The organism is Flavobacterium sp. Arc3 (genome assembly GCF_041431375.1).
Taxonomy (GTDB): domain Bacteria; phylum Bacteroidota; class Bacteroidia; order Flavobacteriales; family Flavobacteriaceae; genus Flavobacterium.
This window is the reverse complement of sequence record NZ_JASMRI010000024.1, coordinates 1-22,306: the sequence shown is the minus strand read 5'-3', so window position 1 is coordinate 22,306 and position 22,306 is coordinate 1. Positions and strand designations below refer to the sequence as shown.

Sequence of the window (22,306 nt, the reverse complement as noted above, 5' to 3'; positions counted from 1 at the left end):
GGAGTCATTTCCCGTCTCGTCCTCTAGACAAGATTACAATCTTTTTTTCGATGAAAACCTCAAAAAAAGATTTCGAGTTCTATTAGGCCGAAAATATATAGTACAAATACCAACTCATTGTAACATGAATGCTACTATCGAAACTAATCGTTTAACACTAAGAAAAATTATTCCTTCCGATGCCGAAGGAATATTTCTTTTGGATTCAAATCCAAATGTACATGAGTTTCTGGGTAATCAGCCCGTTATTTCAATAGAAGAAAGCAGGGAATATATCGCCAATATCAGAAACCAATACCTTGAAAACGGAATAGGTCGCTATGCGGTTATTCTGAAAGAAACAAATACTTTTATAGGTTGGTGCGGTATAAAATTCATTACTGAACCAGAAAATGGCCATGTTAACTTCTACGAAATAGGTTATCGATTTATTGAAAATTATTGGGGACAAGGATTTGGTTACGAATCGGCAAAAGCCTGGCTCGATTACGGATTCAATATTATGAACATAAAAACAATGTATGCGTCCGCAAATATTGAAAATGTTGGTTCGCGCAGGATTCTAGAGAAATTAGGAATGCAACAAAAAAACGAGTTTGATTGGAATGGTATTGCTTGTCTTTGGTATGAATTAAATGCAAATAATCAAGGTTGAAGAATAGACAACCTTTAGTTTTAAATTGTAGACACCATAGAAGAGGCTGTTGAAGCCTTAAGCAATGGCAGTACCGATTATTTTATTTGGGAACACTTTATGACCAAACCCTTGGTGTAACTAGGAGTATTACGAAGAATTCGAAACTAATGCAATACATTAACTTTAAGCGCTTTTAAGACACAATGCCTTATCGCTGAAGCTATTATTGCTAATCATGCTTCGAGAACTTTTAACCCTGATACATACAAAGCGGCAGATGAACTGATTCCTTCTACTTTAGATAAATTAGCGAAGTAATTTAAATTGAATATTGGAAAAAATTAAAGAAGTTAGCAAATCAAATTGCTAACTTTTTTTTAGAATTCGCTCTCCATTTATATAGTCCGACGGTCGCTGTCTAAGGATTTTGTAGAAAGTATTACTAAAAGTCGGTACACTATTATAACCTACAGCTTGCGCCACTTCATTGACGGTAAGGTGTTTTTCTAACAATAATTCGATTGCTTTTAAAATCCTTCGAATAGTGAGGTATTGTATGAATGACATCCCTAAATCTTTTTGAAACAATCGATATAGTGAGCGCTCACTAAATCCGAATTGAACAGCTATTTTAGAAAATAAAATGCTTTCCCCTAAATTATCATCTAAGTACTTTACTATTTTTGTTAGCCGAACGTCTTTAGAAAAAGGCAAGGATAGTGGCAAGTTATTCAAACATATTGTAGGTAAAATTGCTTTAATAGCTTTCGTTATATCATAATTTCGACTTCCTTTTATTAAATTTCCATCCCATCTATTGGTAAAAAGCATCATTTGAAGTAGCAAATCGTTGATTGGATAAATCCCTTCACTTTCATAAAAAGTATGCTCATTCTTTTTAACAGGAAAATATAAATTTCTCATAATTACATTTTCAGAATTGGTATGAATACTGTGCTCCACACCCTTTGGAATCCACATAAAATGGCGGGCGGGCAAGAAATAAGTATTTGTTTGCGTAATCACATAAACAATAACACCTTCAGTATATAACATTTGTGCTTTGTCATGTTTATGGGTTGGAATTAGTAATTCACCCATCAAATCATGATGACAATAAATACTTTTTTTATCCGTGTCAACTTTATTTATATAGTACTTTTCTTCAATCATTTATTGATTTTGTGGTGTCCGAAATGGATAAATATTTGTCTTTTTAAGATATTTCGTCAATTGTAAATTTCTGTAATATTGTAATATTAATTATTTTTAATTCATTAATAAAACACACCTATTATTATTAAATTCCTTACTAAAAATAAAAAATTATGCATTTAGAGCGAATTCGATTTCAAAGTTACAAAGACAAAGTAATTTCTGCACAAGAAGCTGCTAATTTTTTAAAAGATAAAATGGTGGTGGGTACAAGCGGATTTACAAAAGCTGGCGATAGCAAAGCAGTTCTTCCTGCATTTGCAAAAAAAGCAGAATTTGAAAATGTAGCTATTACACTTATTACCGGTGCCTCTTTAGGACATAATACGGATGCTGATCTAGCCAAAAATAATGCATTATATAAAAGAATGCCTTTCCAGGCAGATAGTTCACTTAGAAATAAAATTAATGAAGGCGAGGTTTTGTTCATAGACCAACATCTAAGTGAGACTGCTGAATTATTGGAAAACAAACATTTACCAAAACTTGATTTTGCAATTCTTGAAGCTACTTACGTAAATGAACAAGGAAATATTATACCTACAACTTCTGTGGGAAATTCAGCCACTTTCGCACACTTAGCAGATAAGATTATTATTGAAATAAACACCTCTATACCTTTAAAATTTAAAGGATTACATGATGTTTTTATGCATGATAAATATCCGAATAGAGATGTTGTCAACATCAAATCTACTTATGATCGAATTGGGGTCGATTATATAACTATTGATCCTAATAAAGTTGTGGGAATTGTGTTTACAGAACTTCCGGATAGTGCTGCCTTAGTTAGTGCCCCAGATGAAAAAACAACTGCGATTGCCGATCATCTTTTAGCTTTTTTCGAAAATGAAATCGAAGTTGGTAGACTGACAAAATCATTAATGCCCTTACAAGTTGGTATTGGAAAAGTCGCCAATGCAGTGATGTCAGGATTTTCAAGAGGAAGCTTTGAAAATTTAGTCATGTATTCTGAAGTATTGCAAGACAGTACCTTTGAATTATTCGATTCTGGAAAAATGGATTTTGCTTCGGCATCATCGATCACAGTTTCTGAAGCCTGTTACAAACAAGTACTAGAAAATTTTGATCAATATAAAGACAAAATGGTTCTACGTCCTCAAAACATTAGTAATTCTGCAGAAGTAATACGAAGATTGGGAATTATAGCTATTAATACTGCTATCGAGTTTGATATCTATGGCAATGTAAATTCAACACATATCTCAGGGACTAAAATGATGAATGGCATTGGTGGGTCTGGAGATTTTGCCCGAAATAGTTTTTTGAGCATTTTTGTCACGCAGTCAGCTTCTAAAGAATTCAATGCAATATCGCATGTAGTACCTATGGTTCCTCATATAGATCATACAGAACATGATGTAGATATTCTAGTTACTGAACAAGGTTTAGCTGATTTAAGAGGTTTAGCACCAAGAGAGCGCGTAAAAGTGATAATTGAAAATTGTGCTCATCCAGATTACAAAGAGGAACTAACTGATTATTACAATCGGGCTTGTTTAGGTGGTGGACAAACTCCTCACCTACTAGAAGAAGCTTTTTCTTTTTACACCCGATTTGCAAAAACCGGAAGTATGATGCAAAAGAAGGCAATTGAATTGTCTAACTAAATCTATATTTTTCAGTTTTTAATTTGTTGATTCCCTATTCATTTTTCTATGTTTAGGGATTTTTTTTATTTGAAATCCTCGTTTCTCTTAGTACCTTAGCAATAAATTTGTAAAATGAAAACAATAAAAATTGCCGGAGTACCGGAACATTTCAATTTACCTTGGCACTTAGCCTTAGAAAACAAAGATTTTGAAGCCCATAATATCGACTTACAGTGGACTGATGTACCTGAAGGAACGGGGAAAATGTGTCAGATGCTCCGCGACGGAGAAACTGATATTGCGGTAATATTGACAGAAGGGATTGTTAAAGATATCGTTGCCGGAAACCCTTCTAAAATTGTTCAGGTTTATGTAGAAAGTCCATTGATTTGGGGAATTCATGTGGCTGCCAACTCCAAATATAACACTCTTTCCGATTTAGAAAATACTAAAGTGGCTATTTCCCGTTTAGGTTCTGGCTCTCAATTAATGGCTTACGTAAATGCGGGAAATCAAGGTTGGAATACAGACAATCTTAAATTTGAAATCATCAATACCATTGATGGTGCTGTCGAAGCTTTGACTTCTGGCAATGCTGATTATTTTATGTGGGAACGTTTTATGACAAAACCATTAGTCGATAAAGGTGTTTTTAGACGCATTGGCGACTGCCCCACTCCTTGGCCTTGCTTTGTTGTTGCTGTTCGTGATGAAATACTAGAAAACAATCCTGAGGTGATTAAAAACATCTTGAGCTGTATCAATAAAACTACCAAAAGTTTCAAAGACATTCCTAATATAGACAAAACGCTAGCGGCTAATTACCACCAAAAAACAGTAGATATTCAAGAATGGTTGTCATTAACAGAATGGTCAGAAAAACCATTAACAAGCGAAATGTTAAACAATGTTCAAAATCAACTATTTCAACTGAAAATCATTGATAAAATAGGTACTTTTGATAAAATTGTAAAACTACTCTAGTTTTTTGATTGTTGGTGGCACTATGATAAATATTAAAAATATTTCTTTTAAAAATTTTAAACAAAAACTTCGGGTTAAAAAACCCTGGGATGACGTTATTATTTTTGTAATGAATATTTTAATAGCAATCCCTCTTTTCATCATAGCCCATGAGAATTTAATAGAACTAAACTGGTTTTTTAATCTTGACAGAATTCTTTTATTTTTATTTATAATCGTTGTGATTCAGCTGATTTTAAGACTCTTAAGAACCATTATTATCATTTGCATCTTCTTATATATTTTAGTTTTATTTTATGGAACAGCATCTGGAAACTATGGGTTTAACAGTGTCTATGAAGATTATGATTCGATGTTATATACCATGTCTGATAATCCAAATCCGCAAGATATAATAATTGCGAAACTGTTGCCGTTTCCCAATAAATCTAAAATTATTAATGCCATTGAGTACCAAAATCCACGAGTACGGAATTTTGCTATTATGGCTACTTCGAAACATTTCAAAAACATAAAAGGATATTCTGATTATCGAACTATAATTCAATGTTTTGCTGTATTTAAAGAAATAAACAGCCGTTGGAATTATGTAAGTGATCCAAAAGATGGGGACTATATTGCAACCGCAAGTGAATCTTTGAGTTATTTTTCTGGAGATTGTGACGACCACTCTATTTTGATGGCCGCTGCTGTACGGTCCATTGGAGGGACCCCACGACTTATACATACTAAAGGACATATTTATCCTGAAATCCTGATAGGTACATTAAATGATCTGGAAACCGTCAATTACTTAATTAAAAATGTACTTTTTGAAAAGGAAAGCTATCAAAATCAACTTCACTATCATATTGATGAACGCGGTCAAGTATGGCTTAACTTGGATTATACGGCTAAATACCCAGGTGGTCCTTTCATGTCAGAAGAAATCCTGGGTGCATTAACACTGTATTAAGTCTAATTAATTTTTCACTTGTCCCAAAATTTCATAGGAATGAAGTCTGGCTTCATGATCATAAATAGCAGAAGCTACCATCAATTCATCTACTTTCGTTTTTTCAAGAAAATAGTCTAATTCTTTTTTTACTTTTTCCGGACCGCCTATGAACGTATACGCAATCATTTGTTGCAATGCTGCTTCTTCCATTGGATCCATAAAACCTTCACCAGGGTCAACCGCTTCTTTAAGCTGCTGTCTGTTTCCTGTTATAATTCCTAGGAATAACCTCTTAAAAGAAGTCGCTAAACGAGCCGCCTCTTGATCAGAATCGGCTGCAATTACATTAATGCAAGCAATAACATAAGGTTCTTTTAATTGTTCCGAAGGTTGAAAATTATTGCGATATATCGCTATGGCGGTTAGTAATTGTGCAGGAGCAAAATGACTTGCAAAAGCATACGGCAACCCTTTGGCAGCAGCTAAATAAGCACTGTCAGTACTCGAACCTAAAATCCATATTGGGATGTCTAATCCTTCGCCTGGTATAGCGCGAACACGTCCTCTTTTATTTCCCTCAGAAAAATACAGTTGTAGTTCTTCCACATTAGCGGGAAATTCCTGAGCTGCATGTTCATCTCTTTTCAAAGCTGCTGCCGTAAATTGATCCGTTCCGGGAGCACGACCTAAGCCTAAATCAATTCGGTCTGAAAAAAGTGTTGCCAGTGTTCCAAATTGTTCCGCAATGATTAGTGGTGCATGATTAGGCAGCATAATTCCACCAGACCCAACTCTTAAAGTAGAGGTTCCTGATGCAATATATCCAATTAAAATAGAAGTTGCGCTACTGGCAATTCCTGGCATATTGTGATGTTCCGCTAACCAAAATCGGTTATACCCCCATTTTTCAACATGTTGAGCAAGATCAAGACTATTTTTAAAAGTATCAGCTACATTACCCCCGTCTCTAACTATTGCGAGGTCTAGAACTGATATTTTTGTTTGGGAGAGATTATTTTTATTCATGGATTTCTTTTCTTAATGTAATAACAAAAGTAAGGATTGTATTATTTGTTTTGGCACAATGAAATACTAATAGGAAGTTAAAAAGAATGTAACGACCTTAAACTTTTTGACGGTCATCGATTTTCTTTATCGTTTTCATTTTCAATAGTTAAATTTCGTTATCTTGAAGAAGTTTAAAAACTTAATTCAAATTTACCATGGGAAATTCAAAACTAAAAGCTTTTATACCTCTTTTTTATCTCGTTTGGTCTGATGATCTATTGAGCCAGAAAGAATTCTTGACTTTACAAAAATTCATCATTTCCCAGGGCTGGATTTCCAAGGAGGAACAGGAGTTACTTCTCTCAAAAATTGCTATTTCATCCCCACCAACGAGAGAAGCTGTGGCTAATTGGAAATCTGAAATTGAAATTATTCTTCAGAACAACCCTTCAATCAGATCCATTTTTGACATTTCAATCTTACTGTCTGAAAGTGATAAAGTAATTAGCGCCCATAGACATGCTTTCAGACAACTCGAAAATGATTTAGGGATTTCAGGCGAAGAAGCTATGAGAGACTTCAAAACAATTGCGAAGACCTATACTTCTAATCATCAAACTAACAATAGATTTGAAATAGAAAAATTGACTCAAATTCTCGATGGGAAACAAGCCGATATTATAAAAAAAGTAAAAGCTATTATTAGCCAACCTGAATTTGCCTATGAAACTTCAACGGACACGTCTGTTTATAGGGAAAAAGTCTATGATTGGTGTAAAATCCTAGCAAAAGAAAATCTGGGGAATATGGCGTATCCAAAAGAATATGGTGGTGGCGATAATATTGAAGATTATTTTGCAGTAATGGAAACATTGAGTTACCACGATTTAAGCTTAGTAATCAAGTTTGGAGTACAATTTGGACTTTGGGGAATGAGTATTCAATCCCTTGGAACCGAAAAACATTACAGTAAGTACTTAAAAGATATTGGCTCTCTTCAACTTCCAGGTTGTTTTGCTATGACAGAAACGAATCACGGCTCGAATGTTAAAGGAATGGAAACAACAGCCACATATAATCATAAAGACCAAACATTTACCATTCACACACCGCATGAAAAGGCGCAAAAAGAATACATTGGTAACGCCGCTGTACATGGACAAATGGCAACGGTTTTTGCTAAATTAATCATTGGTGAAACTGATTATGGTGTAAATGTATTTATCGTTCCGCTTCGTGATGCTAACAGTATTGTTCTAAAAGGAATTACTATAGGTGATTGCGGACTAAAAATGGGGCTTAATGGCGTTGATAATGGTACAATTCGTTTTGAAAATGTAGTGATTCCAAAAGAAAATATGCTAGATCGGTTTTCCTCGATAAATGAAAAGGGAGAATTTGAAAGCCCGATTCCAAGTGATAATAGACGGTTTTTTACAATGCTAGGAACTTTGGTTGGTGGCAGAATTGGTATTCCTAGATCTGCATTGGCTGCAGCCAAATCTGGGTTAACAATTGCAATTAGATATAGCGATCAGCGCAGGCAATTTGGACCTGAAGGCGGTTCTGAAGTTCCAATCTTAAATTACAGAATCCACCAACGCAGACTCCTTCCTTCGCTAGCAAAAACATATGCAATCCATTTTGCGTTACAATACGTTACGCAGCGTTTCATCAATAAAAGTGAATCTGAAATGCCTGAAATTGAAGCCCTCGCCGCAGGTATGAAAGCCTACTCTACTTGGAGTACAACTGCTATTTTACAGGAATGTCGTGAGGCTTGTGGCGGGAAAGGTTATTTATCTGAAAATCGTATTGATGCTTTAAAAAACGATACTGAAATTTACACCACTTTTGAAGGTGATAATACCGTATTAATGCAATTAGTTGCCAAAAACCGTTTGTCCGAATTTAGAAAATCATTTGGAAAAATGGACGCAATGGGAATGATAAGTTATGTTTATGAGAATGCCAAAACTTCTATTTCTGAAAAGAATCCAATTATTACTAGAAAAACAGATGATTCTCATTTAATTGATGAGGAGTTTCATTTGAATGCTTTTCAGTATAGAGAGAAAACAACATTGGCGTCTGCAGCAAAGCGAATAAAAAAACTAATTGATAGCGGACTTGATCCTTATGATGCTTTTAATGTTGTGCAGCATCAAATGATTGACGTTGCTCAAGCCTATCTTGAACGAGTTGTTCTTGAGCAGTTTCAAGAGGCCATAGAAACCATCAAAGACAAAAACACGAAGGAAGTCATGCTAAAATTATATCAATTGTATGCACTTTCTCAGATTGAAAAAAATAAAGGATGGTATCTTGAAGATGGTTATATGGAAGCTGTAAAAACAAAAGCCATACGCAAGATGGTCAATCAGCTTTGCTGGGAAATTAGACAGGATGCTGTTTCTCTTGTAAATGCATTTGATATTCCTGACAGTTGTCTTGCTGCGCCAATTGCATTCTAAGAGCCTTGACGTTCAATTCATGTCATTTATAAATTAATCCACTACTTCTATTTTATGCTGTGAAACCTAAGTGATATAGTAGTATTTAGATTTTTCAATAGGTTCAATATGTTTGTTATCAATCTCTGACAGGGTATTCTCGATCATTGCAGACATAGCATCTAAGGCTAAATCATTGGGCTCAATACCAAATGGATCTTCTAACTCATCTGCAATTGCTTCAAGAGCCACAAAAGTATAAGCAATAAAGACAATTACAAAAGGCAAAGTCCACAACATACTTTCCCCAAAACCAAAAGGAAGTAAAAAACAATAGATATATACTGTACGATGCAATAAAATACTGTAGGTATAAGGTATGGGAGTGCTGGCAATCCTTTCACAACCTCCTATAATGTCCGACAATTTATTAAGATTTTCATCAAAAGCAACCTGTGTTATACTGTCTAATTTCCCATCACTTTTTGCTTTATTTACCCATAGTCCCAACTCTTTTAAAATAACAATGGGTTTAAAAACAGCTGTTTGTAATTTTTGAGTATAAGAACTTGCTAATAGACGTTCCATATCAGTATCAGGATTCGTTTGTCTTAACTGATGTTTTAAAGCATGAACAAGGGCCGTAAGCATCAGTATGAAATGAGTCCGCTGTTTTTGATAATCTACTCCGTCTACAAGCGTATGGGATTGACGAGCAAGTGAGCGGGTATCATTTAAAAGAGCTCCCCAAAGCTTTCGCCCTTCCCAAAATCGATCGTAACTAACCGTGTTTCTAAATCCTAGGAAAATCGCTAATGCAATTCCAAAAAGAGTAAAAATTGCTGGGTTAATGTAAAGATGGTATTCGAGTAAAGAATCTCTAAAATATACAATAGCAATCGTGTATAGGAAAAGTATAAATAAGCGTGGTAATAATTGAGGAAGAACTGAACCGTTCCATTCAAACAGCATTCCGAACCAGTTTGTTTTTTTCTTTATAATCATAGCGTAAATTTAGTAATTAATACCATCTCAGATACTAATTTTACTATTGATTTGTTATAAATTTATTCCTCTTTTAATTACAAAAATTTAAACTAGGAAAATCCGCAGTCTCTTGGAAAGTTTCCTGGACAATCTGTCGCAATAGTTTCCTTAACCTCCCCGACCCTTTCGATTAAATTCCTGATTAGCTTTACAGTATTGAACAAATTTATCAAAAGGAATAAAGTACATACGTAGAGTACTTCTATAAAGTCCGACCTAAATTTTCTTCGAATTAAAAAACTATATGATAAAAATCATTTTAAATAACCAATTGTTAATGTATTTTTGTTAAATATATGAATTTCAATGAAATAAAAACATCAATCCATTTAGAGCCTATCATTACTTATAGTATAGTAATCTTAGGTTGTATTTTATTGGGCCTTCTCTTGCGATGGGGACTATTTTGGTTTATTAAGTTTTCTACTCGAAAAAATCCAACCGTTTTAAAATCGCAACTGATAAAACATTTAAGAAAACCTACTAAATTTTTACTTCCTCTTCTATTTATCTACAGTTCTTTTAGCGTTATTGAATTAAATACATTTTGGCAAAAGATGGTTGAAAATTTAATTATCATCAATTTCTCTTGGGTCATAATTACATTATTAAATGCTTCAGAAGAAGTTGTTAAAGAAAAGTTTACTATTGATGGATACCATCAGGCAAAAGAGAGAAAGGTTTTGACGCAACTGCGCTTTTTGAAGAGTTTTTCCATTATTATCATTATCACTATTGCTATTGCAGTAATCTTATGGAATATTCCAGCGGCAAGAAAGCTAGGTACCACTATTCTAACTTCAGCCGGCGTTATAGGTATTATAGCAGGTGTCGCTGCTCAAAAATCGATTGCTAATCTAATAACTGGTTTTCAAATAGCTTTTACCCAGCCTATTAAAATAGATGATGAAGTTGTTATACAAGGAGAATTTGGCGTTGTTGAAGATATAACTCTAACCTATGTGGTCATTAAAACTTGGGATTGGAGACGTCTCGTTTTACCCCTAAATTTCTTTAGCGATAACTCATTTGTAAACTGGATCTTTAGTTCTAGAGAATTAATTGGCAGTGTTTTTCTGCATGTGGATTATACCTTTCCTGTTGCGATATTGAGAACAAAATTACTATCACTTTTAAAAGATAATCTGTTATGGGATAATAAAGTAGGTGAATTATTAGTTACAAACAGTGATGATCGAACCATTGAATTACGGGCCACCTTTAGTGCTAAAAATGCTACAGATGTTTGGAATATGCGCTGTGAGATAAGAGAACAGCTTATAGGCTTTATACAAGAAAATTATCCTGATTCTCTACCAAAATTAAGGAAAGTGGACGAATTTAAAAATAGTAAAAATGATTGATAATCCAAAAGATGACATCCTTTTTAAAAGTATTTTCCAGTCTTCAGTAGAAGGAATTTTAGTAATTGATGAAAATGGTTTAATTATTAAAGCAAATCCTGCTAGCGAGCAAATGTTTGGTTACAAAAGAAATGAATTAATTCAAAAAGAAGTTGAAAGTCTTATTCCAGCTAAATTTAAAAATAATCACAAATCCCATAGAGCCAATTATTCTACAAAACCCAAGGCTAGACGTATGGGACACGATTTAGATTTATGGGGATTAAAAAAAGATGACTCGCAATTTCAGTTGGAAATAAGCTTAAGTCCCACTGAAATAGACAATAAACAAGTGGTAATTGCTTTTATAATTGACATTACGCAGCGTATGTCTGCAAAACAGGCATTAGTAGTTAGCGAAAGCAGAATGGCAGAAGCCCAGCAAATTGCGCATGTTGCAAACTGGTATTGGAACTTACAAACTAACGAGAGAAGTTGGTCAGACGAATTCTATAGAATCTATGGCCTTCCACCAGGAGATGAGCGGCTAAATAAAGAAACCGTAAGAAATTTTATTCATACAGAAGACAGAGAAAATGTTGCCAAAACGATATACGAAGGTATAATAAATAAAACGAGCTATAAATACAAGAAAAGGATCGTTAGGCCAGATGGTACTACAAGATATATCCTCGCAAAAGGAAAAACAGTTTATGATGAAGAAGGCAGTGCAAAAGAAATGTATGGCACCATTCAAGATATTACTAAGCATCAAAATATTGAATTAAAACTAGAAAGCAGTAAAGAAAAAACCCAGGCTATACTAGAGGCTTTACCAGACTTAGTGATTCTTTATGACAAATACGGAAATCATCTTGAAGTTAATGCTCCAAATGATTTTCAGCTGGTAGCAGCTTACAGCGAGCACATAGGTCAAAATATTGATAAGCTACTTCCAAAAAATGTTTGCGATAAAATAAGAATGGGTTTTGCTAATTGCGAAAAAACTAAAAAAAATCAAATCGTAGAATATTCACTTACCATTATGGGTGAGTTGAAACATTTAGAATCACGAATAGTTCAAACAGATGAGAGTAATTTTCTATGCATTGTACGCGATATCACCGAAAGTAAAATTACAGAAAAAAGCATCCTCGAAAACGAACAAAGATTAATACTGACCTTGGAAGCGGGTGAATTTGGCTCCTGGTACCGGAATTTACATACAAATAGTTTTGTGAGGGATTCATATCAAAATTATTTGTTTGGCTTTAAGCCAGAAGAACATACTGTTAGCTACTTAGATTTTTTACAGAAAATTTATCCTGAAGACAGGGACATTGTAGAGTCAACCATAGCCGAAGCAATAAAAAATAGTAGCAGTTATAATATAGAATATAGAATAGTACATCCTGATTTATCAGTACATTGGCTTCATGAAAAAGGAAAAGTTTTTAAAGATACAGACGGAAATTCGGAAAGAATTATTGGGGTAACTAATAGCATTGCGAAGCAGAAGAAAGCAGAAGACAAATTAAAAGAGAGCGAAGAAAAATTACGCGATTACACTATAGAGTTAAAAGAAAAAGTAAAAGAGCGAACTAAAGAACTTACAACTGTCGTACAAAAATTAACGGAATCTAATGTAAGTCTTCAGAATCAAATACATGAAACCAAGGAGGCCGAAACCAAAGTTTTGAGAAGTAAGCAATTGCTTGATAATGTCTCTCATAATTTTCCACGGGGATTTATTACTGTAATTGACTCAAAATTTAAGATCGTATTTATTGCAGGAGAAGAATTAGTCGCGTTGGGCTTCAAAAATTTAGCCGATAAAGAAACCAGAGTTGATGACGTTGTTGGAGTTACAGATTATATTAAGGCAAAAGTTAAAGAGAACATCAAAAAAACGCTCAAAGGAGAACATATCTCTTTTGAAATTGAACATAAAGACAAGCATTATCTAGTCAACACTACCCCTTTATCGAATAAGGACGAAAAAATTGAGCAAGTTTTATTAATCTTTAATAACGTCACCTTGCAAAAGAAGGCTGAGTTTGAAATGTTTAATACCTTAAAAAAAGAGCAGGAATTGAGCGAATTAAAATCACGTTTCATTTCGATGGCGTCGCATGAATTTAGGACACCTTTGAGTGCTATTCTTTCTTCTGCTATATTAATTGAAAAGCAAAATGAAGCCGGTAAAGAGGAAAAAAGATTAAATTATGTTTCTAAAATAAGGTCAAATGTTAAAAACCTAGTAGTGATACTTAATGATTTCCTTTCTCTGAGTAAACTGCAAGAAGGAAAAATAATTGCCGAACCACAAGTATTCAATTTAGTGGATTTCTCAAAATCATTAATTGACGAAATAGATGGAATCAAAAAAAATGGCCAAATAATCACATTAAAATGTGACCATTTAATAATTGAAGTGTTTTTAGATTTAAAACTTCTTAAACATATCATATATAATTTATTATCGAACGCAATAAAATATTCAGAAGATAATAAAGAAATAATTATTACGATAGAAGCTAATCATCAACTTGTATATATAGAAATAAAAGATCAAGGTATTGGAATTCCTACCGAAGATCAAAACAATATGTTTCAGCGGTTTTATCGTGCTAATAATGCTGCAAATATTCAAGGAACTGGTTTAGGACTAAACATTGTGAAACAGTACACAGAATTAATGGGTGGTACTATTAGTTTTAAGAGTCAATTAAATGAGGGCACTACTTTTTTTATTGAGTTTCCTTTAAATAAAAAATAAAATGAAGAAAATACTTTTAATTGAAGATAATCAAGACGTAAGAGAAAATACAGCCGATATTCTTGAACTGGAAAATTACAATGTCATTACTGCTGAAAATGGTAAAATAGGGATTGAAAAAGCAATCGAACATCTTCCAGATATTATTATTTGCGATATTATGATGCCGGAATTAGATGGTTACGGGGTGTATGAATGTCTAAGTATAAACCCAAAGACAGCAAATATTCCTTTTATTTATCTCACAGCAAAATCTGAAAAGGCCGATATAAGAAAGGGCATGAATTTAGGTGCCGATGATTATTTAATTAAACCTTTTGAAGAGGAAGATTTATTAGACGCAATAGAATGTCGCTTAAAGAAAAAGGAATTTATAACAAAGGAGTTTTCTAACAATATTGACGGCATTAGTGAATTCCTAAATGAAGCATCAGAGTATCTAAATCTTGAAGAGCTATCTAAAGAACATACTCTTAAAAAATATAAAAACAAGGAGGAAATATTTAGAGAAGGAAGTACTGCGCTTCAATTATATTTTATTAAAACAGGTAATGTAAAAACATACCGATCTACAGAGTCAGGAAAAGAATTTGTTATGGGTTTATATGGCCCCGGAGATTTTATAGGTCAGCTATCCCTGCTTGCTAAAACTGGAACTTATGTAGAAACAGCCAGTGTATTAGAAGATGCAGAGATTTTATCGATTCCAAAAGAAGAATTTACTAAACTGCTATATGGAAATAGAGATGTCTCAAATAAGTTTTTTGGTATGATATCTAATAACATCATTGAACTGCAAGAGCAACTGGTCGATATGGCATTTGCAACTGTAAGAAAACGAACTGCCAAAGCACTTTTAGAACTAGACAAAAAAGGAATGATGAAAGATGACAACCATACGGGAATTATCATTCCCAGAGAAGATTTTGCCGGACTTATTGGGACTGCTACAGAAACAGCCATTAGAATGTTGACAGAATTTAAAAACGAAGGATTAATTAGTGTTGAAACAAACAGAAAACTGGTGATATTAGACAAAAATAGGTTAGGACAAATTGCAAATAATCACTAGCAATTCACTTTTTAAAGTACTTAAATCAGTTAAATTCAATTTCTATAATTCAATTGCGAAGAAGCATAAAACCATCATAGCTAATGATATACGCTTTTCTATCTTAATAATTACTAGAACACTATTTATTTAACTAAGAAAGTTCGAAATATTTCAATCAATTATTTCGAACTTAACTTTTGTTCCATCAAAGCTTTAGCATTTTTAATGCTTGCTCCAGAAACATGAAAATCTTTCCAAGGATCATCTTTTGTCTCGAGTCTTTTAAAAATATTATTGATGTTCCAAAGCTGTGCATTTAAATTATCATCCTCTAATTCACTCCAAAATATAGGGGTAGCTACCGGCGCTTTTTCGATAGCTCTTACTGAATATGGCGCAACACTTGTTTGGCCGTAAGAATTTCGCAGATAGTCAATATATAGACATCCTTCCCGTTTATCTTTACGAATTGTAGTTGTAAATGTATCTGGGTTATGACTAGCAATATAATTTGATATTACTTTAGCAAAAGCGTGTACTTGATTAAAGTCTTCTTTTTGTTTTAAAGGAACAATAACGTGTAATCCTCTAGACCCCGTAGTCATTAAAAAGGCCTTAAATCCCAAATTATTTTCTAATAGTTCTCTTAAAGCCTTAGCTCCTACGATAGCCAATTCGAAATTTTCTTTTGGAGAATCTAGATCAAAAATAAGTTTATCTGGATATTCAATGTTATCTATTGTACTCGATGAGGTATGAAAGGTAATAACATATTGATTTACTAAATAAAGTAGTGTTTCATTAGTATCACAAATTACTTGATTTAACCAGCCACCAACCTTTCTAATCTCTTCTTTTTTTATCCAATCAGGAAAGAATAGAGGTACATTTTTTTGGAAAAACCCTTCTTCTTCGATTCCTTTTGGAAAACGTTGCATTGTTAAAGGGCGGTTTTTTAAAAAGGGAAGTAAGTGATCAGCTATTTTTTCATAATAAACAATTAAATCATTTTTCGTTATTCCAGACTCAGGAAATAAAATTTTTTCCTTATGCGTAATTTGGATATTATGACGCTGTGTTTTCATACGATTCTGTTTTAAGGTCTAAGGGAATATATTCTCCTTTTGGTTCAATTTTAATGGACTAAAGAAATTATTTTCAACAACTATACTACTTCTATATTGTTTTTTAAAACCATGTTTTTCAGCCACATGACAAACATTTTATTCAAATATACTTCGATTATAAAGCAAATTAAATGATGTAAGTCAGTTGCTCTATTTTTATAGACTGACCTACGTCATTTTATCTGTACTAGCAAGTTTGCACCTTTATACTTAACTTATTAAAACAATCGTCTTATGCAAACAAATATTTCACATTCTCATAACAAAAAAGAGTTCCGTTTATTCGTAAGCAATAGTTTTCAGGATCTTATTCAACTAAAAAATGAAGGTGATGAGCCCAATTTTAATGCATTGGTGTTGAAAATAATGCCTGAAATAAAAAAGTATGTCACTGGACAACTGAACACAGCAATTAAAAAAGGACATTTTTCGAAAAATAAATTCAAAGCAGATGATATTATAGACCAACTTTTTATTACAATCTATGATAACATAGAGGACGTTAAGCATGAAAAAGATTTTTATCTCTGGTTATTCAAGAAAACTAATGAATTGCTAGATGATATTATCGTAGAAGAAGAGTTTGATGAATTTTTCTTTAAAAATATTGATGATTATTCCAAACCTGAATGGGATGAAATGCAGGAAAATTATAGTACAGACGGTGGTGGAGATTTACTAATGATTGAAGAACTAGATGATATGTCTTACAACCACAATGATTATACTTTAAACCACGTTTTTATAGAAGATAATCAAAAGGCATTGATTGAAAAAATTGATAAAGACATAAGTGCCGAAGAAATTCAAAAACACATAGCAATGGTACTACACAATTTACCTTACTCGATGCGAAATGTTTTTGAGTTGTTTAGTAGTCAACAACTAGAGCTGGAAGAAATTGCCCAAATAAGAAATAATACGCTTGAGGAAGTTGAACAACTTTTGAATGAAGCAAAAAAAATAATACAAGTAAGTTTATTGAACCGATATTCTTATGATAATTAGACACTTGTACTGAGAATAAAATTATAACACGAAGTAGCAAACATTTGATTGAATAAAAACCAGTTGTTTTCCTGAGACTTTTATACATACTGTTTAGCTAATTTTTAAACAACTAACACCGGAATTAGAACAAAAAGCCTACTTTTTTAAAATAGACATTAATAAAAATGACGTGATTACATCTTATTTTAGAAACTATAAATATGGAACTAATACTATTTGAAAAAGGATACAAAGTAAATAATAACATTCATAATTTTATGAATTTTTACTACACCATAAATATGACGTATTTTGCCAGTGACCTACTAGACAAGGGATTATCACCAGATCAAATTGCAAATGCTTTTGCAACGGCTGTTAAGGTTGCAAATGCTTCAGGAATCTAGGTTCAAAAACATTTTAAGCCAGTTTATAGCGCAATCAACAGGGAAATAATTCAGGACTATAAATTATCGAAATTAGGCTATGGGCTAGTATTGATGAACGCAGATTCAAATTTATCTACCGTAAGCGCATTTCAAATAGATGTTTTTAAAAGAGTACCTCAACGCGCGACGGTGAGTAATTTGATCACACTAAAAAATAATTTCCATACTAATTGGGCAATGATCTGACCCATGATATTGAGGCAATATTTCCACAGATTTTATTTTATCAACCAAAGAACTACTAACTAAAAAATAATCAATTCTCCAACCCGTATTACGCTCCCTTGCCTTAAAACGATAGCTCCAGAAGGTATATGCAATATCATTGGGATGAAAATATCTAAAAGAATCTACAAACCCTGCATTGATAAAATTATCCATTCCATCGATTTCAATTTGAGTATAACCCGCTGTTTTATTGTAATTTGCTTTATCATTTTTTAAATCAATTGCTTTATGAGCTACATTAAAATCACCACAAACAATAACAGGTTTAGTGTTCTCTAACTCTTTTAAGTAATGGAGAAAATCGATATCCCATTTTTTTCTATAGTCTAAACGATCTAATTGTTGTCCAGAGTTAGGAACATAAACGTTTACCAAATAGAAGTCTACATATTCAGCGCACTGTATTCTTCCTTCAGCATCGTGTTCTAAAAAGTTCATATCGTTAGTAAATGATATAGGCTTTGTTTTACTTAATTCTGCTGTTCCTGAATAACCTTTTTTAGTTCCTGAATTATAATTATGATTATAACTTTTCAGTGGTAATAAGGCCTTTTCAACTTCACTATCCTGAGCTTTTGTTTCCTGTAAACACAGGATATCAGGATTCATTGCTTCGATTGATTCAAAAAAATCTTTTTTCACAATAGCCCTTATGCCATTTATATTCCAAGAAATAATTCTCATATACTTAAGTTTAAAAATTAGTTAATCCGCTAGTTAATCAACTCCTAGTAAAAAACAAATTGCCTTTGAACCACTCTAATTTAATTCTACCATTATTGTAAGACTATCAATCGATAAAAGTAGCCAAATCCTCCGTACTTTTCCGAACTTCTTTTAGATTAACCAGCCAATCGTTTTCTACATCCCGATATCCTAAGGCCAATAATACGCAGCTTCGAAGTCCTTTTTCTCTCAATCCTCAAATCTTGTCTAAAGAATCTGGATCAAAACCTTCCATAAGTGTGCTGTCAACACCTTCAAAAGCTGCAGCAACTACAGCACGCCCAAAAGCGATATATGCTTGTCTGGCCACATAGTTAAAGGCAAATCAACACAAACAACAACTCCTTAACGGCGGAATCCTTTTTCAGGAAAAGCTCAATAATTAAATGACATAACCTATATAATCAGTTACAATCTATTTTAAGAAATCAGGATCTTTATAAGCTGGATTAGGATATTTATAAAACCCTTCGCCAGTTGCAACACCTAATTTATTTTTATCAATAAAATTCTCTTTTAAGTATTTTACTGTTTTAATTTTTAATTCATCTTGATTTTTCTCTTCAGCAATTATATTAATATTATAAGCTGTTGTAATCCCTACAACATCAAGAATTGCAAAAGGTCCTAGTGGAGCTCCAGTAGCTTTCATCCAAGTTTTATCTATCGTTTCTGGATCAGCAACTTCATTTACTAACAAGTTTGTCGCAGCACTTAACAAGGGGACTAATAAAGAGTTGAGGATGTATCCCGGCTGTTCTTTGTGTAGTGGTAAAGCCAACATCCCAATAGCTTTGGCAAAACTAACTACGTCTTTAAAAACTTTGGGGTCTGTAGTAGCATGTCCCATGATTTCTGCCGTGTTATGAATCCAAATCGTATTTGCAAAATGCAATGCTAAAAATTTTGAAGGTCTTCCTGTTGCTTCAGCAAATTCACTCGGTAAAAGTGTCGAAGAGTTTGTCGCAAAAACAGTTTTTTCAGGAGCTACTTTTGCTAATTTATTGTAAAAATCTATTTTTATTTTTGGGTTTTCGGGTACAGCTTCAATTACTAAGTCGGCATTTGCAACAGCAACTGCTAAATCAGAATTGTAACTAAGGTTTTGAAAGGTTTTATCTAATTGCTCTTTTGTAGCCATTAAATCTTTTTTATAAGCTTCACTCAAGCTTTTAAATTTTTCTTTTGCTTTTTCCAAAACAGCATCATTGATGTCATATACGGTTACATGAAAGCCATGAAACGCAGTTTGAAACGCAATTTGATACCCTAAAACGCCACTTCCAGCTACTGTAATATTTTTATAGTTCATTTCTATAGTTTTAATTATTTCTTATATTCTTTTTCTAAAGCAGGACTCCTATTTTTGCCTGCTGACACAAAACTACTACAGAAAAACTCACTAATGACTGACCTAGGTCATTACACAAAATTTCCTTAATCCATTTTTTTGAATTACGGTAGTTTCTATAAGAATACGTTCATATTGACTTCTTTTATCTTTTTTTAGACAAAAGTTAATATTCAACTTCTAACTCCTTTTCAAGATTATATACTCCTGGTGCATATAAAGCTGTTCTTATTGCATTCTCTTTTTCTTTCAATAAATGTACTTTAACCGTCAATTTTATGGTGTGTTCATAAGCTTTTACGGTAATATCTTTTGTATTAATATCGGCAGCATTCACTATATTTTTTAATGTAATATTGTTTACTCCTATTTTACACTTGTTAGATTATAACGGCTTTTTTAACGGCCCTTTTTTTTCAAACTCCCAGTTAATACAACACTAATTTGAAAAGCTAACTATCCTAAATAATTAAAAACCCAAACAGAATTGATACTGCTTGGGTTTTTAAATTAGCTTATTAGATATGCTTAAAGCACTATTTTATTTTAAATGTGAACGCAACATCCAAGCAGTTTTCTCGTGTTGTTCCATCAATCCTGTAATATAATCACTAATACCATCAGCTTTCATTTTCTCCGCAATGGGTTGTATTTCTTCTCTAATAAAAACAATTATACTTTCGTGGTCTTCTAACAATTCAGTGAATATACTTTGACTATCGTTCTTTCCCTTTGTTTGTTCTGTAAGATGTGTTAATTCTAAATATTTACTTAAAGTAGCGGGTACATAATGACCTATAGCGCGTATTTTTTCGGCTGCAGTATCAACAGTTTCTTGTTGCTCTTGATACAACGTTTCTAAGTATAAGTGCACTGAATGAAAATCAGGGCCTTCAATATTCCAATGAAAATTAAGCGTTTTTGAATAAAGTATGAATTCGTCTGCTACTATTTTTGATAATTGGTCTGCTATTAGTTGTCTGTTTTCTGCTGAAATTCCAATATTAGGTGTTTTCATTTTTTTAGTTTTAAATTAATGATTTTACGAAGGTATCGAAGTATAAAAACAATTAAAATGACCTAGGTCACTATCAAAACTATTTTTTAACAGAAAGATCTTATTGAATATTATTTTGAATTAATTCTAACAAATTAGAAGCATCTCCGTCAAATTTATTTCCGTTAACGAAAAAGGAAGGCGTACCATTTACTCCGCTTCGAATACCGCTTTCAAAGTCATTATCTATCTTTTCTGCTACACTAGTTAGTTGCATATCATCTTTGAATTTTTCAATATCTAGTCCTAGTTTTTCGGCATGCACAATAAAGTCATTCGATTGTAAATACTCTTGGTTTTCAAAAATACTATTGTGCATCTCCCAATATTTTCCTTGTATTGCAGCAGCTTCTGCGGCTCTGGCAGCATCGAGAGCATGTGCATGCATTTCTGATAAAGGAAAATTACGGAATACAAATTTAACTTGGCCTCCAAATTCTTTTGTTATTTTTTCTACTACTGGATGTGCTGCACCACAATGACCACATTGAAAATCACCAAATTCTACAATTTCTAAATTAGCATTTGAATCTCCTTTGATGTGGTCTTTTTTATTAATTTCTGGATGTAAACTCATTTCTTTTTTTTTTATTTATTCATATTTTCCAATGCTTCTAAAATACCATCGGCACCAGGATTTACTTCATTTGGAGAAACATAGCTCCATTCGATAACACCTTCTTTATTGATCACAAATAAAGCTCGTTTAGACTGACCTTCGGCTTCATCATAAACCCCATATACCTTTGAAATTGCACCTTTAGGTTCAAAGTCGGCTAATAATGGGAAGTGTAAATTACGGGATTCGGCAAAAGCCTTATGACACCATTTACTATCTACTGATATACCTAATATTTCGGCATCTTGTTTTTTGAAATATTTAAGCGTTTCATTGTATAAAGCCATTTGGTCGCTACAAACCGGACTCCAATCTGCAGGATAAAATGCAAGGATTACATTTTTACCTTTCATATCAGATAATGATATTTCTTTGTCGGGTGAAGCGTATAACGTGAAATCGGGTGCGGTATCTTTTTTCTGTAACATATTATTTTATTATTTAAATTAAACATTAGAAACAAATTAATTTTTAATTTGTTTCTTTAAAAATCTTACTTAAATATAAGCATTATAGACCGTTTGATAGTTATGGAATTTTAAGTTTATGTTACTACATTTCCATATATTTACCGCAAATTGTTGACGATAAAAAAACAACTGCCCAAAATAGGAGGGCACTGAAAAAGTCTTTTTAGGAATTAATTGTTAATAAAAAGGAGTAGAAAACTATAGTTTTTTGCTCCTTTT

Annotated in this window: 20 protein-coding genes and 1 pseudogene; 10 read left to right on the top strand and 11 right to left on the bottom strand. The window is 32.9% G+C overall.

The window, feature by feature from the left end; genetic code table 11:
- Window positions 1-124: 124 nt before the first annotated feature.
- Window positions 125-655 (top strand): GNAT family N-acetyltransferase, encoded by a 531-nt coding sequence (locus tag QO200_RS15595; protein WP_371541825.1) that lies wholly within the window; start codon window positions 125-127, stop codon window positions 653-655.
- A gap of 348 nt (window positions 656-1,003) precedes the next feature.
- Here QO200_RS15595 and QO200_RS15590 read toward each other — a convergent pair whose 3' ends face one another.
- Window positions 1,004-1,810: an AraC family transcriptional regulator gene (locus QO200_RS15590; protein ID WP_371541822.1), complete on the bottom strand. Its 807-nt coding sequence runs from the start codon at window positions 1,808-1,810 to the stop codon at window positions 1,004-1,006.
- A gap of 155 nt (window positions 1,811-1,965) precedes the next feature.
- On the opposite strand from QO200_RS15590, the gene QO200_RS15585 reads away from it, so the two are divergent.
- From QO200_RS15585 to QO200_RS15575, 3 genes are all read left to right on the top strand, one after another.
- A complete protein-coding gene (locus QO200_RS15585) occupies window positions 1,966-3,483 on the top strand; it encodes a succinate CoA transferase (protein ID WP_371541819.1) in 1,518 nt (505 codons plus the stop codon).
- A gap of 114 nt (window positions 3,484-3,597) precedes the next feature.
- A complete protein-coding gene (locus QO200_RS15580) occupies window positions 3,598-4,449 on the top strand; it encodes a substrate-binding domain-containing protein (RefSeq protein WP_371541816.1) in 852 nt (283 codons plus the stop codon).
- Window positions 4,450-4,471: 22 nt separating this feature from the next.
- The gene (locus QO200_RS15575; protein ID WP_371541813.1) at window positions 4,472-5,404 is read left to right on the top strand and encodes a transglutaminase; all 933 of its coding nucleotides are present in this window, start codon (window positions 4,472-4,474) and stop codon (window positions 5,402-5,404) included.
- Between the two features lie 6 nt (window positions 5,405-5,410).
- Here the strand turns inward: QO200_RS15575 and QO200_RS15570 are convergent, their stop codons facing one another.
- Window positions 5,411-6,412 (bottom strand): LLM class flavin-dependent oxidoreductase, encoded by a 1,002-nt coding sequence (locus QO200_RS15570; protein WP_371541809.1) that lies wholly within the window; start codon window positions 6,410-6,412, stop codon window positions 5,411-5,413.
- 197 nt (window positions 6,413-6,609) lie between these two features.
- On the opposite strand from QO200_RS15570, the gene QO200_RS15565 reads away from it, so the two are divergent.
- Window positions 6,610-8,868 (top strand): acyl-CoA dehydrogenase, encoded by a 2,259-nt coding sequence (locus QO200_RS15565; protein WP_371541806.1) that lies wholly within the window; start codon window positions 6,610-6,612, stop codon window positions 8,866-8,868.
- A gap of 66 nt (window positions 8,869-8,934) precedes the next feature.
- Here QO200_RS15565 and QO200_RS15560 read toward each other — a convergent pair whose 3' ends face one another.
- The gene (locus QO200_RS15560; RefSeq protein WP_371541803.1) at window positions 8,935-9,852 is read right to left on the bottom strand and encodes a bestrophin family protein; all 918 of its coding nucleotides are present in this window, start codon (window positions 9,850-9,852) and stop codon (window positions 8,935-8,937) included.
- 338 nt (window positions 9,853-10,190) lie between these two features.
- On the opposite strand from QO200_RS15560, the gene QO200_RS15555 reads away from it, so the two are divergent.
- The 3 genes from QO200_RS15555 to QO200_RS15545 are packed head-to-tail and all read left to right on the top strand — an operon-like array spanning window position 10,191 to window position 15,088.
- Window positions 10,191-11,258 carry a mechanosensitive ion channel family protein gene (locus tag QO200_RS15555; RefSeq protein ID WP_371541800.1) on the top strand — a complete coding sequence of 356 codons (1,068 nt, stop codon included), beginning with the start codon at window positions 10,191-10,193 and terminating at the stop codon, window positions 11,256-11,258.
- Window positions 11,251-14,016 (top strand): PAS domain S-box protein, encoded by a 2,766-nt coding sequence (locus QO200_RS15550; RefSeq protein ID WP_371541797.1) that lies wholly within the window; start codon window positions 11,251-11,253, stop codon window positions 14,014-14,016. The genes QO200_RS15555 and QO200_RS15550 overlap by 8 nt, the downstream gene beginning before the upstream one ends.
- Before the next feature lies 1 nt (window position 14,017).
- Complete coding sequence (locus tag QO200_RS15545) at window positions 14,018-15,088, top strand: response regulator (protein WP_371541795.1); 1,071 nt, start codon at window positions 14,018-14,020, stop codon at window positions 15,086-15,088.
- 161 nt (window positions 15,089-15,249) lie between these two features.
- On the opposite strand, the gene ligD is transcribed toward QO200_RS15545, so the two are convergent.
- Window positions 15,250-16,155: a non-homologous end-joining DNA ligase gene (gene ligD / locus QO200_RS15540; RefSeq protein ID WP_371541792.1), complete on the bottom strand. Its 906-nt coding sequence runs from the start codon at window positions 16,153-16,155 to the stop codon at window positions 15,250-15,252.
- A gap of 276 nt (window positions 16,156-16,431) precedes the next feature.
- Here ligD and QO200_RS15535 point away from each other — a divergent pair, with 276 nt between their 5' ends.
- On the top strand, window positions 16,432-17,205 hold the full coding sequence (locus tag QO200_RS15535) for an RNA polymerase sigma factor (protein ID WP_371541789.1): 774 nt from the start codon (window positions 16,432-16,434) through the stop codon (window positions 17,203-17,205).
- Between the two features lie 203 nt (window positions 17,206-17,408).
- Window positions 17,409-17,594: a hypothetical protein gene (locus QO200_RS15530; protein ID WP_371541786.1), complete on the top strand. Its 186-nt coding sequence runs from the start codon at window positions 17,409-17,411 to the stop codon at window positions 17,592-17,594.
- 189 nt (window positions 17,595-17,783) lie between these two features.
- Here the strand turns inward: QO200_RS15530 and QO200_RS15525 are convergent, their stop codons facing one another.
- From QO200_RS15525 to QO200_RS15495, 7 genes and pseudogenes are all read right to left on the bottom strand, one after another.
- Entirely contained in the window at window positions 17,784-18,548 is a 765-nt protein-coding gene (locus QO200_RS15525; RefSeq protein ID WP_371541783.1) for an exodeoxyribonuclease III, read from the bottom strand.
- Window positions 18,549-18,654: 106 nt separating this feature from the next.
- Window positions 18,655-18,909: pseudogene (locus QO200_RS15520) on the bottom strand (nitroreductase family protein); the annotation flags it as partial.
- Window positions 18,910-19,005: 96 nt separating this feature from the next.
- Window positions 19,006-19,902, bottom strand: a complete 897-nt coding sequence (locus QO200_RS15515; protein WP_371541780.1) for a 3-hydroxyacyl-CoA dehydrogenase — start codon at window positions 19,900-19,902, stop codon at window positions 19,006-19,008.
- Between the two features lie 205 nt (window positions 19,903-20,107).
- Complete coding sequence (locus QO200_RS15510; protein WP_371541777.1) at window positions 20,108-20,278, bottom strand: hypothetical protein; 171 nt, start codon at window positions 20,276-20,278, stop codon at window positions 20,108-20,110.
- Window positions 20,279-20,482: 204 nt separating this feature from the next.
- The gene (locus QO200_RS15505) at window positions 20,483-20,959 is read right to left on the bottom strand and encodes a Dps family protein (RefSeq protein WP_371541774.1); all 477 of its coding nucleotides are present in this window, start codon (window positions 20,957-20,959) and stop codon (window positions 20,483-20,485) included.
- 100 nt (window positions 20,960-21,059) lie between these two features.
- Window positions 21,060-21,575: a DsbA family protein gene (locus QO200_RS15500; protein WP_371541771.1), complete on the bottom strand. Its 516-nt coding sequence runs from the start codon at window positions 21,573-21,575 to the stop codon at window positions 21,060-21,062.
- A gap of 11 nt (window positions 21,576-21,586) precedes the next feature.
- A complete protein-coding gene (locus QO200_RS15495) occupies window positions 21,587-22,045 on the bottom strand; it encodes a redoxin domain-containing protein (protein WP_371541768.1) in 459 nt (152 codons plus the stop codon).
- Between the last annotated feature and the right edge of the window lie 261 nt (window positions 22,046-22,306).

Bases quoted from the DNA above. Each gene is read 5' to 3' on its own strand.
- QO200_RS15595 (WP_371541825.1), top strand. From the start codon at position 125: ATGAATGCTACTATCGAAACTAATCGTTTAACACTAAGAAAAATTATT.
- QO200_RS15590 (WP_371541822.1), bottom strand. From the start codon at position 1,810: ATGATTGAAGAAAAGTACTATATAAATAAAGTTGACACGGATAAAAAA.
- QO200_RS15585 (WP_371541819.1), top strand. From the start codon at position 1,966: ATGCATTTAGAGCGAATTCGATTTCAAAGTTACAAAGACAAAGTAATT.
- QO200_RS15580 (WP_371541816.1), top strand. From the start codon at position 3,598: ATGAAAACAATAAAAATTGCCGGAGTACCGGAACATTTCAATTTACCT.
- QO200_RS15575 (WP_371541813.1), top strand. From the start codon at position 4,472: ATGATAAATATTAAAAATATTTCTTTTAAAAATTTTAAACAAAAACTT.
- QO200_RS15570 (WP_371541809.1), bottom strand. From the start codon at position 6,412: ATGAATAAAAATAATCTCTCCCAAACAAAAATATCAGTTCTAGACCTC.
- QO200_RS15565 (WP_371541806.1), top strand. From the start codon at position 6,610: ATGGGAAATTCAAAACTAAAAGCTTTTATACCTCTTTTTTATCTCGTT.
- QO200_RS15560 (WP_371541803.1), bottom strand. From the start codon at position 9,852: ATGATTATAAAGAAAAAAACAAACTGGTTCGGAATGCTGTTTGAATGG.
- QO200_RS15555 (WP_371541800.1), top strand. From the start codon at position 10,191: ATGAATTTCAATGAAATAAAAACATCAATCCATTTAGAGCCTATCATT.
- QO200_RS15550 (WP_371541797.1), top strand. From the start codon at position 11,251: ATGATTGATAATCCAAAAGATGACATCCTTTTTAAAAGTATTTTCCAG.
- QO200_RS15545 (WP_371541795.1), top strand. From the start codon at position 14,018: ATGAAGAAAATACTTTTAATTGAAGATAATCAAGACGTAAGAGAAAAT.
- ligD (WP_371541792.1), bottom strand. From the start codon at position 16,155: ATGAAAACACAGCGTCATAATATCCAAATTACGCATAAGGAAAAAATT.
- QO200_RS15535 (WP_371541789.1), top strand. From the start codon at position 16,432: ATGCAAACAAATATTTCACATTCTCATAACAAAAAAGAGTTCCGTTTA.
- QO200_RS15530 (WP_371541786.1), top strand. From the start codon at position 17,409: ATGGAACTAATACTATTTGAAAAAGGATACAAAGTAAATAATAACATT.
- QO200_RS15525 (WP_371541783.1), bottom strand. From the start codon at position 18,548: ATGAGAATTATTTCTTGGAATATAAATGGCATAAGGGCTATTGTGAAA.
- QO200_RS15515 (WP_371541780.1), bottom strand. From the start codon at position 19,902: ATGAACTATAAAAATATTACAGTAGCTGGAAGTGGCGTTTTAGGGTAT.
- QO200_RS15505 (WP_371541774.1), bottom strand. From the start codon at position 20,959: ATGAAAACACCTAATATTGGAATTTCAGCAGAAAACAGACAACTAATA.
- QO200_RS15500 (WP_371541771.1), bottom strand. From the start codon at position 21,575: ATGAGTTTACATCCAGAAATTAATAAAAAAGACCACATCAAAGGAGAT.
- QO200_RS15495 (WP_371541768.1), bottom strand. From the start codon at position 22,045: ATGTTACAGAAAAAAGATACCGCACCCGATTTCACGTTATACGCTTCA.